This window comes from Vibrio casei (assembly GCF_002218025.2).
Taxonomy (GTDB): Bacteria; Pseudomonadota; Gammaproteobacteria; order Enterobacterales; family Vibrionaceae; genus Vibrio; species Vibrio casei.
Genome location: NZ_AP018680.1, coordinates 828628 through 842276 on the forward strand (window position 1 = coordinate 828628; position 13649 = coordinate 842276).

The following is a 13649-nucleotide window of genomic DNA, read 5'->3' on the forward strand; positions in this document are numbered from 1 at the left end:
AAGTGTGCACTTAGCTAGCTTGCTCTTTCGGTTTTTTTATGATGAAAAATAGACGGTTTATTTGTGCTTTGGTTTAAATAACCTTAGGCGGTTAGCATTGCTGACAACAGTAATTGAAGATAATGCCATTGCTGCACCAGCGACGACCGGGCTAAGTAAGAAACCAAATGCTGGGTATAAAATGCCTGCGGCAATAGGAATGCCTAAGGTGTTATATATAAAGGCACCTAACAAGTTTTGTTTAATGTTCCTTAAGGTAGCTTTGGAGAGTGCAATGGCATTCACTATGGCAATCGGTGAAGAATTTAATAGTGTCATGCTGGCACTTTCTATCGCGATATCTGAACCACTTCCCATGGCAATACTGACATCGGCTTGAGCTAATGCTGGTGCATCGTTGATGCCATCACCAACCATCGCGACAATTTTCCCGCCATTTTCTTGTTGAAGCATTTGTATCTTTTCTGCTTTTTCATGAGGAAGCACTTCAGCAATGACTTGATCAATGCCTAATTGTTTACCAATGACTTCGGCGACCGTTTTATTGTCACCAGATAACATGACGACCTTGATACCAAGTGATTTAAGTGCCGATATAGTCTGTTTTGAATCATCCCGAATAGGATCTGCTACACCAAAAACAGCGCTTAGGGTGCCATTGACAGAAACGGCGATAGGGGTATGAGCTTGTTGACTAAGGCTTGATAACGCTTTTTGGCCATCGACCATTTCAACCCCTTTATTTGTTAAGTAGCGAGGACTTCCAATTAATATTTCTGATTGATTCCATATGGCATGAACGCCTAAGCCTCGTTCGGCTTTAAAATCAGTAATAGATAATTGGGTATTAATGCTGTCAACTTGAGCTTCAATATATTGGCACACCGCTTGGGCTAAAGGGTGTTCAGATTGCGATTCAATAGTATGGATAGCTGAAAGTAAGGCGATCGTATGGTCATCTATAATACTATGATTGGCTTTCCCATTATCAAAGTAAAAGGCTTGCTGAACACTTGGTTTACCTTGGGTGAGAGTGCCTGTTTTATCAAAGACGACGGTTTGAATTTGACTGGCGGTTTGCAGCACTTCGGCATCTCTGATCAGAATGCCCATTTCTGCGGCTTTACCGACCCCAACGGTGATAGAAAGTGGTGTGGCTAAACCGAGTGCACATGGGCAAGCGATAATTAATACGGTTGTGACGACGACCAACATATAACTTATTTGTGGTTCAGGGCCAACAAAATACCAAATCATGGCAGAAAACAAGGCAATGGCGATGACGATAGGTACAAAGACGGCAGAAATTTTATCGGCCAATTTAGCTAAAGCGGGTTTGCTACTTTGAGCTTGTCGAACCAATTGAATGATTCGGGCTAAGCTGGTTTGATCGCCTACCATGGTGGCTTCTATCACTAAGCTGCCATCTTGGTTAACGGTACCTGCAAAGACTTTATGGTCGGCACCTTTCATGATGGCGACAGGTTCGCCAGTTAGCATGGATTCATCTACGTAGGACTCACCAGTGATTACCTTGCCATCAATGGGGATTTTATCGCCCGGTTTAACCCGAATATGCATACCGGTTTTGATTTGCTTGACGGGCATGTTGTTTTCTTTTCCATCAATTATCACGATGGCGGTTTTAGGTTGAAGGTTAATCAAACTTTGCAAAGAGTCATTGGTTCTAGCTTTTGCTTTTGCTTCAATGTAATGACCTAGTGAGATTAAACCAATAATCATGGCGCTTGCTTCGTAATACACATGGCGGGCTTGCATAGGAAACCAATCCGGGAATAGTGTCACCATCATAGAGTAAAGCCAAGCAGAGCCAGTGCCTAAGGCGACGAGACTGTCCATAGTTGCACGTTTGTGACGCAGAGCTTGCAGCGCATTGGTAAAGAAAGATTTACCTGCGGTGGCAAGTAATATAAAACAAACAATACCAATAATACCCCACGCCCATTGGTCGGTCCGAGTTAATATCATCATATTGCCGCCGAACACTCCCCACAACATTAAAGGCCCACCGATGATTAATCCTGCTATAGCATTTTGTTTGTTGGTTTTTAAGGCTCTTTCAAATTGCTGTTGCTGCTGAGCGCGCATCTCATCATCATTTTTAATTAGCTCGGCTTGATAACCTGCTTGCGCAATTGAGTGGATGATCGATTGCTCTTGATCCATTCGTGCTTGCCCTGTGATGGTGGGATCGATAATCACCCAAGCGGTTTGTTCGGCTAAGTTGACTTGCGCTTGCTGAACGGCATTGATCTTATTAATGGCTTTTTCAACAGAAGACACACAACTCGCGCAGGTCATGCCTGAGATCAAGAACTGCTGATATTGCTGTGTTTCTGTTTCTGTTTCTGTTGGTGTTAGGTGTGGTTGCGGTGATTCTTCATTTTCTGTGTTGTTTATTTTCTCTTCCACTTTCTTTTGTTGGCTGTCATTAACCGTTACTGGTTTCGCTTGATAACCAAGATCAGAGATCAATTGAATAATGGTTTGCTCTTCAATATTACCTATTACTTCTAATGATGTTTTATCTACTTGAATGCGCTCAATTGAATCTAGTGAGTTTAAAGATTCTTTTACTTTATTGACACAGCGCCCACAGCTTAATCCACTTAAATCGAAGTGCTGTATTTGAAAAATTTGATAACCTAATGGTGTAATAACGTTAATAAGTTCATCTAAAGAAGCCAAAGTTTTGACTTGAGCATGCGAAGGTGAAATGTCTACTACCGTAGTATTTTCTAGTGATTCAAATGCGTTACGTGCTTTCTTGGCACACCCCATGCAGTTGAGTCCGTGCAGTTCTAATTGATAATTGGTCATATCGTTCTCCTTACTTGATGCTGGTACTATGAACCTTCCCATAACGTCAAGGTCAAGCCTTTTTCTTTATATTGGTGAGCGGAGGATTTTATATTGATAAGGAAAGAATATTGATAAGTAAAAGGTTTGTCATCAAATTAATCTCTGGCTATTTTAGTGCCTAGCATAGGGTGTTAGAATACGCGCAACTTATGCCACTATACTGATGATTAACCAGTAAGTGAGTAAATCTTTTTTATAAAACCTACTTTATAAAAACAATCGATAAGGTATTTTTCATGACGGTTAAAACACGCTTTGCTCCTAGCCCAACTGGCTATTTACACGTTGGTGGTGCACGTACAGCTCTTTATTCTTGGTTATACGCAAAAAGCCAAGGCGGTGAATTTGTTTTACGTATTGAAGATACCGATATTGAACGTTCAACCCAAGAAGCGGTGGATGCAATTTTAGAAGGCATGCAATGGATGGGTTTGGATTGGGATGAAGGTCCTTATTACCAAACTAAGCGTTTTGATCGTTATAACGAAATGGTTGATAAGCTATTAACCGAAGACAAAGCCTATAAATGCTACGCATCAAAAGAATTATTGGATGAAATTCGTACAGAGCAAGAAGCGAATAAAGAAATGGCTCGCTATGATGCCAATCATCCAAAAATTGTTGCAGTAAACCAAGCAGCAAAAGACGGTGAGCCATGCGTAATTCGTTTCCGTAACCCGAAAGAAGGTTCGGTAGTATTTGAAGACCAAATCCGTGGCCGTATCGAAATTTCAAATAGCCAATTGGATGACTTAATCATTCGTCGTACTGACGGCTCTCCAACTTACAACTTCTGTGTCGTAGTTGATGATTGGGATATGGGTATTACTCATGTGGTACGTGGTGAAGATCATATCAACAACACGCCTCGCCAAATCAACATCTATGAAGCACTAGGCGCGCCAGTTCCGACTTTCGCTCACTGTGCAATGATCTTAGGTGATGACGGTGCCAAGCTTTCAAAACGTCATGGCGCAGTAAGCGTAATGCAATACCGTGATGAAGGTTACTTGCCGAATGCATTGAATAACTACCTAGTTCGCTTAGGTTGGTCTCATGGCGATCAAGAAATTTTCTCACAAGCCGAAATGATTGAATTCTTTAGCTTGGATGGAATCAGCAAATCAGCATCAGCATTCAATACTGATAAATTGTTATGGTTGAACAATCATTATATCAAAACATCAGAGCCAGAATATGTTGCAAAATACCTAAAGTGGCACTTGGATGCACAAGAAATTAGTTTGGATAATGGCCCTGCTATTACTGAAGTGATCAAATTGGTTGGAGAGCGTTGCCATACTTTGATTGAGCTTGCGCAGCAGTCTCGTTATTTCTACGAAGATTTCAGTGAATTTGAAGCAGGAGCAGCGAAGAAGCATCTACGTGGTGTTGCTCGTGAGCCATTAGAATTAGCGCTTAGTAAACTTGAAGCATTAACCGAATGGAACACTGAAAATTTACATGACGTGATTGAAGCCGTTTGTGCTGAGCTAGAAATAGGTATGGGTAAAATCGGCATGCCATTACGCGTTGCGGTAACGGGTGGCGGTCAATCGCCTTCTGTTGATGCTACGATGCAATTAATTGGTCAAGAGCGTGTAACTGCTCGTATCAAAATGGCATTAGCGTTTATTGCAGAGCGTGAAGCCAACGCTTAATAGGTGCCAATGTTGTAATTCATATTGTGTGATACTTTTAAGCCACTGAGTGTTCAGTGGCTTTTTTTATTCTTTTATATACCTGCCTTTGAATTCTTATTTATTAAACATTTTCATAAATCTCAATCGTTTATGCGACTTTATTATCAAAGCCATTGGCTTTATATGACATATTCGTCATGCACTGGCATAGTAATACCAATCGTATGATTTAATGAAACTCACAATGGAAAATAATGGATGGATACCTCGCAACTATTGATCAATGTTTTATTGTTCCTTTTTCTACCATTATGGGGCGTTGCTGGGTTTGTGGACTGGTGCTGCCACCGCGCGACTAAAATTGAAGTGACCTCAGGTTTAAAAGAATCGCTGATGCATAGCGTAATGGGTATTCAAGTGGGTATCCCCATCCTTTTTTGCTTATTGTATCGGGTTAATGTGCTGGTTCTTATCATTTGCATATTTGCTTGGCTTTTGCATGAGTGCATTGCTCACTGGGATGTGGCGTATGCCTCAGGAAAAAGGCATATTAGTATTTGGGAAATGCACGCTCACAGTTATTTAGCCACTTTACCCTTATATATGTTGGCATTGATTATGGTTATTAATTGGCCTGTAGCGATTGATTTGATTCAGCTTAATTGGCAAGGGCAGATGCAACTTATTCCGATGGAATATCAGCATGGCGGAACATGGTTTTTAACAACTTACCTTAGCTTTATGGCGATAATTTGTGTTTTTCCATACCTAGAAGAAAACATTCGTTGTTTACGTAAACAAATGCATCCCAATAGATGAACATGCCCAAATGACTTAAAGATGCTAAAGATGCTAAAGATGCTAAAGATGCTAAAGATGCTAAAGATGCTAAAGATGCTAAAGATGCTAAGTCCATCTTATAATCTACTTAGGAATATAAGGGGTTCACAGTCAATATTAAAAGGATAAAACATGGATGTTTATATTACCTCTTCTGGTTATTACTTACCGGGTAACCCTGTTTCAAATGATCAGATGGAAGAAATATTAGGCAAAGTTTTTGGAAAACCAAGTCGCTTAAAAAAACGAATACTCGCCTCTAATGGGATCCAAGCTCGACACTATGCGATAACACGCGATCATAAAACCTATATCTCCAACGCTGAAATGGCAGCAGAAGCCATTCAAAACTGCCTCTCTCAAAGTTATTTAGATGCACGTAAAATTCAAATGCTAAGTGCGGCGACCAGCCAAGGTGATTTGGTACTTCCTGGTTTTGCTTCAATGGTTCAAGCCGAAACGGGTTTATCGGATATTGAAATACATTCTAGCCATGGGATTTGTTCGAGCAGTTTGATGGCATTAAAAGTGGCGTATACCCATTTACTGGCTGGTGAACATACCAATGCTGTTGTGGTGGCCAGTGAGTTAGCCTCTCGATTATTCAAAGCCAGCAGATATGAAGCGGCGAAGACTCAATTGGATTTTAATGCTGAATTTTTACGTTGGATGTTATCCGATGGTGCAGGGGCATTGTTGCTAGAAACTAAACCTAGGGGCTTGTGTTTTAAGATAAATTGGATTCGAAGTTTTTCTCATGCTGACGCTTATCCTGTTTGCATGTCTGTTGGGCAAACGGACGGAAAGCAAGGACAAGATTTTACCAGTTGGCAGGACTACCCAAGCTACGCGCAAGCGGAAGCCGCGGGGGCAATTTTGCTTCGTCAAGATGTTCGCCTACTTGATAACATCGTGAAACTTGGTGTCGATGGTTTTTTACGATTGATTGGTGAAGGGCGGATTAAGGTCGATGACATTGATCATCTGCTTTGTCATTACTCATCCGATTATTTCCGTAAACCTATCTTTGATATGTTGAAAAAGGCCGGTTGTGAAGTGCCTGAGCATAAGTGGTATACCAATCTTTATGAGCGAGGGAATACGGGCTGCGCGTCTATTTTTATTATGTTAGATGAATTTCGGCGTACTCAACATTACCAAGTCGGCGACAGTATCCTGTGTATGGTGCCGGAAAGTGGTCGGTTTAATAACGCTTATATGAAGCTGACGGTTGTGGAAGAGGAAAGATAAATGGATAAGTATGTGATTAGTGAGCAAGGACAGCAATGCTTACAGCAACTGATGAAAATATGGTTTGATTTTGAAAGGCAAGTGGGGCGAGTTTCGATTATCTCAAGATTAGAAAAAGGGCTGTTTAATGAAGACGATTACCGATGCTTATTGCTTAATATGCGCCAGCAAGTCATCGAAGGATCTCGTTGGATAAGCCGCACAGCCTCTAGTTTTGATCGAGATTATAGCGATGTACGTTCTGAAATTATTCAACATGCTAAAGATGAGCATCGAGATTACTTAGTGTTAGAGCAAGATTATATCAATGTTGGTGGAAAATTAGAGGATATTCAAAATCACGATCGTAACGCGGGAACGGAAGCATTACATGCCTTTATGATGTACCGAGCCAGCCAACCCAACCCAATTGATATGATTGGGGCGATGTGGATTATTGAAGGCCTTGGTCATAAAATGGCAAATGGGTGGGCAAAGCAAATTCAGTCTTGTTTGCATCGAGATAATGGTACTCAATTTATGCAATACCACGGAGAAAACGACCAAGAGCATTTAGAAAAACTGTATAAATTAATTGATAGAGTTTGTCAAAATGACGAACAATTAAAGTCTATTACGCGTACAGCAAGAGTGGTTGGCCGCTTATACGCACTTCAACTGGAGGAAATCGATGCCTAAATCTTACTCTGCAATGATGCGTGCTATTGCTGTCGACAATTCATTGCCTATTGAAAAAGCGGCGGTGGACTTATGGTTAAAGGACTTAAATAACCCATTGCGTTGGATCGTTCGGCCTGTTTTACAACTTATTTTTGTGATGTTGTTGCATCTTGTTTGGTTGTTTAAGCGGTTACCATTACCTGCCTTTAGCGCCCACCAATCATTGCAAAAGCTGATTTGTTGGTTCTGCATCCATTTTGTCAAAAAAGAAGCAAATTTATTGATCCTTAGACATTACGCTACTGAATCCAATGTATTAAATTTTTTGATTGAAAATAGCCATCATCGAGAACGTGATACGTTAACCCCTGTTGCTCCTGTTAATTTATACCCTAAAACAATTAAAGATATGTTGGGCGCCAGTTTTGTGGACCACGATCAGTGCTTGTTTGACACCTTTGCAGATTTAGGGCCGTGGGAAAAACGCCACCATCCCAAAACTGACATTAAGTGGGAGTATTGGCAGCCGATACAAATGGATGAATTTGAAGTAGAAGAGCGTTGGACTCAATGCTTAGATTTTGAAAGTGCTCATGCATTATTTATGTGTTTATTTTGTCTTTTATTGACGAAAGAAGAGTATCGAGATGCCATCAATGGCTTTAATTTAGATCAGTCGCTTGCGATACGAATTGGTCAGATAATAGGAGATCCATCTCTGTCGAATATGGCTTACAACCAATACCCTTTGTATTTTGTAGGTCCATGGAATTTAGGTCAACGGTTCTTAATGCATGGTTTTTTTACTGAACATTTATATGCAGAGTTGGAATCTTATAGGACAAGAGGGGAAAAGAGGAAATAAATACATTTTTTAGAAGGTAACCTGATATTAATCAAAGTGAATTGTACTTTATTCCTTAATGGTAACTATTATCATTAACTTTTAGTTTATCATGATATAGAATGTGTCCTCATTGAAATAAGTTTATCCGCGGTTCAGGTGAAGAACGCTCACCTGATACATTAGACATTCAAATGGACATCACATGTTATCTTCATTATTTGTACAGTCAGCTTCTCACCGAACCCATACCCGTTGGGTCAACGCATTATTCGTTACATGGCTTTCCGTCAGTTCTTTCTCTGTGTCGGCAGATTCTCTCAGTAATGCTCGTAATATTGAGCGTCAAACTAATCAAAACGCCACAAATGCTCAAAAAAAGATTGATGCTAACTCAGACCAAAGCTTTCAACTACAGGCTGAAGTAGAACAACTTCAAGCTCAAGTAGACAACTTATCTTTGTATCAAGATCACCTTAACAAATTGGTTGCGAGTCAAGAAGCGGAAAAAACAAATATTGATTCACAATTAATTGATATTGCAGAAACTCGCCAGGGTGTGGTTCCTTTGATGTACCACATGATTGATGGTTTGCAATCATTGGTAGAACAAGGCGTTCCGGTTCGATTGCAAAGCCGTGAAAAGCGTCTCGATGACTTGAAAACGCTGATGGGACGCGCTGATATTTCCGATGCTGAAAAATACCGCCGCATTCTTGAAGCTTACCAAATTGAACTTGATTATGGCTCAAAGTTAGGCACGTATGAAGGGGAGATTGAGTTAGCAGACAGTGATACTCGCCAGGTGGATTTATTGTACGTAGGCCGTATTACATTATTAGCCCGCAGTAAAGATGCGCAGCACGCATGGTTATGGTCGCAAGCTGAAAAACAATGGCAAGAAGTGAATTCAGACCAAAAAGCCGAAATTAATAAAGCGTATGCCATGGCGGCTAAACAGCAAGCACCTAGTTTATTGACTCTTCCTCTGTCGGTCACCAAGGTGAGTGATTCGTCGGGAACTCAACCATCATCGGAGGCGAAATAATGTTGTCTTTTACTAAAATGCCTCGCACTTTATCTGTACTGCTTACCTCTTGTGTTTTATTGGTAACGGCTTTTCAAGTATCGGCTGATGATCTTGCCAACTTAGACAATAAGGCAAAAGCTGAACAAGTGTCTGAAAATGCACATAACCAGAAGCGCGTGATCTTAAGCGCAGAAGAGCGCGTCCAATTAACCACGCAGCGTAATCGTCTTGCAAAGCAACTGGCTCAAATCGAAAAAGAAAATACTACGTTAAGTGATACTTTTTCAGCCAATGAAGAAATTCTGGCGGATAAAGAAAAAGAACTGAATTTGGCCACCGGCAGTTTAGGTGAATTATTTGGTGTGGTACGCCAAGCTGCAAAAGATGCCCAATTAAATTATCAAAATTCATTACTTGGTGAAAAAGGAAAAGCCTTTGATGTTCAGCTTGAGAAAGTGATCAACACCGATGCGCTACCTTCACTAAAATTGTTAACGAATTTATGGCAAGCAATGGATTATAAAGCGAGAACAGGCAGTGAATTGGCGCTTACTTCTATTCCTTTTGTTCAAGGAGATGGAAAAACGACGCAACTTCCAGTGATGCGCATTGGTGATATGGCGATGTTATCGGAACAAGGTTATGTGCAGTGGGACTTTGCTCGTCAACAAGCGTCTAATTATTTAGCATTACCTTCTGAGGTGCCAAGTTTATCTGCTCTCAAATCTGAACCGAACCAGCCTATATTAATTGATCCAACACGTGGTGTGATGCTAGAGCAATACGCACATCAGCCAACTCTGATGCAACGTATCGACCAAGCAGGTATTGTCGGAAAAATCATTTTAGTGATTCTTCTGATTGGCTTAGTTATTGCGATTATCCGAGGTGTTCGCTTATCAATGACACAACAACAAATCTCGAAACAACTCAAACAACCAGAAACTCCAACCGACAATCCATTAGGTCGAATTCTTAGCGTGTATAACAAAGAGAAGAAACAGTCGGTTGAATCGTTAGAGTTACGTTTGCTAGAAAGTATTTTAGATGAACAGCAAGGGCTTGAGCGTGGTTTATCGATGTTGAAACTATTCGCAGCATTAGCTCCAATGTTAGGTTTGCTGGGAACGGTAACGGGGATGATTGAAACGTTCCAAGTGATCACTCAATTTGGTAATGGCGATCCAAAAGTGATGGCTGGTGGGATTTCCATGGCTTTGATCACAACGGTTCTGGGCTTGGTTGCTGCGATGCCATTATTACTGGCGCATAATATTCTCTCTAATCGCGCTGAAGTGATTCGTAATACTTTGGAAAAACAAGGTGTGAGCTTAGTGGCAAAGCGTGCTGAGCTTGAATCGGATTCATCTTCTCAGGTTTATGCGTAATGTTTACTTGGCTATCAACCGATTTTCCTAACCTATTCTCGTCTAATTTAGCCGAGTTTATGGCGGGCGGTGGGCAAGTCTTATGGTGGCTTGCCGCTATTGTGATGCTGTGTTGGGTGCTCATTATTGAACGTATTTTATTTTTAAGCTTTTCCTATCGTGCAGCGAAAGTTGCTTGGATTGGGGAGTGGAAGCTAAGAAAGGAACATGATTCATGGTACGCCCTTGCTCAGAAAGAAGGCATGTTACAGCAAGCTCATGTCATGCTGACTCAGCATCTTGATTTGATCAAAGCATTAGTGAGCTTATGCCCAATGCTTGGTTTACTTGGTACGGTGACCGGAATGATTGCGGTATTTGATTTAATGTCACTGTCTGGTAGTAGCGATCCAAAGTTAATGGCATCTGGGATTTCCATGGCAACGTTACCAACGATGGCAGGGATGGTTGCCGCATTGGCAGGTATGTTTGCTCATTCTCGATTAGTGAAAGTGGCGACTCGTAAAGAGATGCACTTAGAACAACAATTAAGGAGTGGCGAATGAGATTAGTTCGTCCTGCAAAGGCAAAAGAAGAAGCTCAAGTTGACCTGACTTCGATGCTTGATATTGTATTTATTATGTTGATTTTCTTCATTGTCACCAGTTCATTTGTGAATGAATCTGGCGTCGAAGTGAATCGCCCGCAAGCCTCTCATGCTACCGCACAGAAAGACGCGGGCATTTTTATTGCGGTAACGGCAGCGAATGATGTTTATATCGATAAACGACGTGTTGATGCTGAGCGTGTTGGCGCGGCATTAGAAAAATTAGTGATCGATAAACCGGATGTGAGCCTCGTTATTCAGGCGGATAAACACGCTTATAATGGAACGGTGGTTGAGGTGATGGACGCCGCGAAAGGCGCGGGGATTTCTAAAATTGCCCTCGCGACTGCAAGTAAGCCATAAGTTGTATTGTAGATGGCGGTAGGGTTTGTTGGCGAACGGTGTACAAGCAGACGAGCATGAACGAATCGATGTGCATAAACGAAAAGATGTGTATGAGCAAAAAGTTATGAGTGCAGAAATGACAACAGAGAATGGCCATACCAGTCATTGGATTAATCGTACATCGTTTCGTTTACTGGTGGCGTTGCCACTTGGATTGGTGACGGCAATTGGGTTGTTTTGCTTTATGTCGTGGATGGTGGGTAGCGTAAAAACCGGCATATCGGATGACCAAGCGCCAATGGCGTTTGATATGGTGATGCAAGAACAAGATTCACAATCGCAACGTCGCTTACGAAAGCTGCCAGAACCACCAGAAGTGCCTGAATCACCACAAGAGTTAGTGCAGCCTCAATCGTTATCGACGCCGGTTACCTCAACGCCACTTTCTCAAGTCGAAGCGTCACAAGCGGTACTTGATACCAATGTTGCCTTGTCTGACTTTGGGGTTGCGGTGAACATGCCAACCATCAATACAGCAATAGGTAATGATATTGGTCAGCAGCAACAAGCCATGCCACTTTATCGCGCAGAGCCAGCTTACCCAGCTCGTTTATTAAAGCGCCGAGTTGAAGGTTTTGTGGTGATGTCTTTCACCATTAGTGAGCAAGGTAAACCAGAGAACATTGAAGTGGTTCAAGCTGAGCCAACTAAGGCGTTTGTTCGCCCAGCGGTTCAAGCGCTAAGAAATTGGAAATACCAGCCTAAAATTGAAGGCGGTAAAGCGGTAAAACAAGGCGGTCAGCAAGTGAAAATTGAATTTAAGATCAGTCAATAATTCGGTTAAATAAAGAGACTCACTTTTACGGATATTCAGAATTAAGAGCAATGATGATGAGACCATTTCAGTTACATAAACGTACTATATTAATCCTTTCGTTGGTGAATAAGAGAGGGATGTGGTTGTGTCTGCTTTGTGGTTTTATAATAAGTTTATTCAGTGCTTCTTTTTCGGTTGGCGCTGCTAATTTAAGCCCGTATGCAGGCAAGAAATTAAGCCAAGCGAGTCAATTAGCGCAAAATGATAAGCTTGATAAAGCCATAGAAGTGCTAAAAGAATTTAAGCCTAGCCGTGATTATGATAAAGCGTTTGTGAGCCGTGTACTTGGTATTTATTACTGGCAAGCCGAGCAACCTAAATCTTCACTCGCTGAATTGCGCAAATCTGTTTTATTAAAGGCGTTAGATCCAAAAGCGCAGTGGCAAACCAATCGAATGCTAGGAGATATTCTTTATTCACAGCAAGATTTTGTCTCGGCCAGTAAAGCGTATCAACAAACATTGAATATTGATTACAAGCCTGCACCGGCTGACAAGGCGCAATATAACAAAGACATTAACGACCTTTATTTTAGAATAGCGGCTGCCAACTATCAGCAACAAAAATGGACACAAGTTCGCCGTTGGTTAGTGAAATTTAACGCGCCAGATGCCAATAAAAAGTTGCAAGCATTACGCATGCAAGTGATAGCAGAGTTACGCTTAAAGCAATGGTCTTATGCCGAAGGAACCTTAACTCAGCTTATTCGCATAGAGCCTAATAACAAAGGCTGGTGGCAACAACAGATTTCAGCACAGCTACAACAAAATAAAGCACAATCAGCGCTTGATACTTATGCATTAGCCAAAAAACAGAATGTCGAGTTTACTGCAACGGATTATAAAGCCTTATCTCAGTTGTACGCGCAAAACCGTATTCCTGAAAGAGCGGCAAGAATTTTACAAGAAATGTTTGTCGCTTACCCCGACACGAAAACTCAAGCCAATCAAAAAACACAGGCGCTTTATTACCAAGCGGCCAGAGAGTGGCCACAAGCGATCGATGCGTGGGCATCATTAGCTCAACGTAATGCCAAATATTACTGGCCGCTAACTCAACTTTATATTCAACAAAAACAGTACGATAAGGCTGTGGTGGTGATTGAAAAAGCAAAACCTTATGTTGAAAAAACGGAGTTTAGTTTAGCGAAAGTACGCTTACTCTACCGCTTAGAAAAATATAATGATGCGTTGGCAGAAGCGAAACGTTTAAATGAAGTGCTGCCTTCGGAGTCAGCACAAACATGGATTGCGTATTTGCAAAACAAGCTTGAGAAAGCTGGAATGGCTTCCTAATGTTCCA

General features: G+C 41.4%; 12 protein-coding genes. 11 read left to right on the top strand and 1 reads right to left on the bottom strand.

The features are described 5' to 3' along the window. Positions 1-57 precede the first annotated feature (57 nt). Positions 58-2841 carry a cation transporter gene (locus VCASEI_RS04040; protein WP_089110440.1) on the bottom strand — a complete coding sequence of 928 codons (2784 nt, stop codon included), beginning with the start codon at positions 2839-2841 and terminating at the stop codon, positions 58-60. Between the two features lie 278 nt (positions 2842-3119). Between VCASEI_RS04040 and gltX the strand changes: the two genes are divergently transcribed. The 11 genes from gltX to VCASEI_RS04095 all read left to right on the top strand — a co-directional run bounded on the left by gltX (position 3120) and on the right by VCASEI_RS04095 (position 13642). After that, positions 3120-4544: a glutamate--tRNA ligase gene (gltX, locus tag VCASEI_RS04045; RefSeq protein ID WP_086957960.1), complete on the top strand. Its 1425-nt coding sequence runs from the start codon at positions 3120-3122 to the stop codon at positions 4542-4544. A gap of 240 nt (positions 4545-4784) precedes the next feature. Further along, entirely contained in the window at positions 4785-5345 is a 561-nt protein-coding gene (locus VCASEI_RS04050) for a diguanylate cyclase (protein ID WP_086957961.1), read from the top strand. 153 nt (positions 5346-5498) lie between these two features. Continuing rightward, entirely contained in the window at positions 5499-6617 is a 1119-nt protein-coding gene (locus VCASEI_RS04055) for a beta-ketoacyl-ACP synthase III (protein WP_086957963.1), read from the top strand. Continuing rightward, complete coding sequence (locus VCASEI_RS04060) at positions 6618-7295, top strand: iron-containing redox enzyme family protein (RefSeq protein ID WP_086957965.1); 678 nt, start codon at positions 6618-6620, stop codon at positions 7293-7295. After that, positions 7288-8142, top strand: a complete 855-nt coding sequence (locus VCASEI_RS04065; RefSeq protein WP_086957966.1) for a DUF6999 family protein — start codon at positions 7288-7290, stop codon at positions 8140-8142. Before VCASEI_RS04060 ends, VCASEI_RS04065 begins: the two co-directional genes overlap by 8 nt. A 184-nt stretch (positions 8143-8326) precedes the next feature. Continuing rightward, on the top strand, positions 8327-9169 hold the full coding sequence (locus tag VCASEI_RS04070) for a DUF3450 domain-containing protein (protein ID WP_086957968.1): 843 nt from the start codon (positions 8327-8329) through the stop codon (positions 9167-9169). Continuing rightward, entirely contained in the window at positions 9169-10539 is a 1371-nt protein-coding gene (locus VCASEI_RS04075; protein ID WP_170924535.1) for a MotA/TolQ/ExbB proton channel family protein, read from the top strand. Before VCASEI_RS04070 ends, VCASEI_RS04075 begins: the two co-directional genes overlap by 1 nt. Next, entirely contained in the window at positions 10539-11084 is a 546-nt protein-coding gene (locus VCASEI_RS04080) for a MotA/TolQ/ExbB proton channel family protein (RefSeq protein WP_089110439.1), read from the top strand. The genes VCASEI_RS04075 and VCASEI_RS04080 overlap by 1 nt, the downstream gene beginning before the upstream one ends. Continuing rightward, the gene (locus VCASEI_RS04085; RefSeq protein WP_086957972.1) at positions 11081-11488 is read left to right on the top strand and encodes an ExbD/TolR family protein; all 408 of its coding nucleotides are present in this window, start codon (positions 11081-11083) and stop codon (positions 11486-11488) included. Before VCASEI_RS04080 ends, VCASEI_RS04085 begins: the two co-directional genes overlap by 4 nt. Before the next feature lie 28 nt (positions 11489-11516). Then, positions 11517-12305: an energy transducer TonB gene (locus VCASEI_RS04090; protein ID WP_226983433.1), complete on the top strand. Its 789-nt coding sequence runs from the start codon at positions 11517-11519 to the stop codon at positions 12303-12305. 119 nt (positions 12306-12424) lie between these two features. Continuing rightward, a complete protein-coding gene (locus VCASEI_RS04095) occupies positions 12425-13642 on the top strand; it encodes a tetratricopeptide repeat protein (protein WP_226983434.1) in 1218 nt (405 codons plus the stop codon). The last annotated feature ends 7 nt before the right edge of the window (positions 13643-13649 follow it).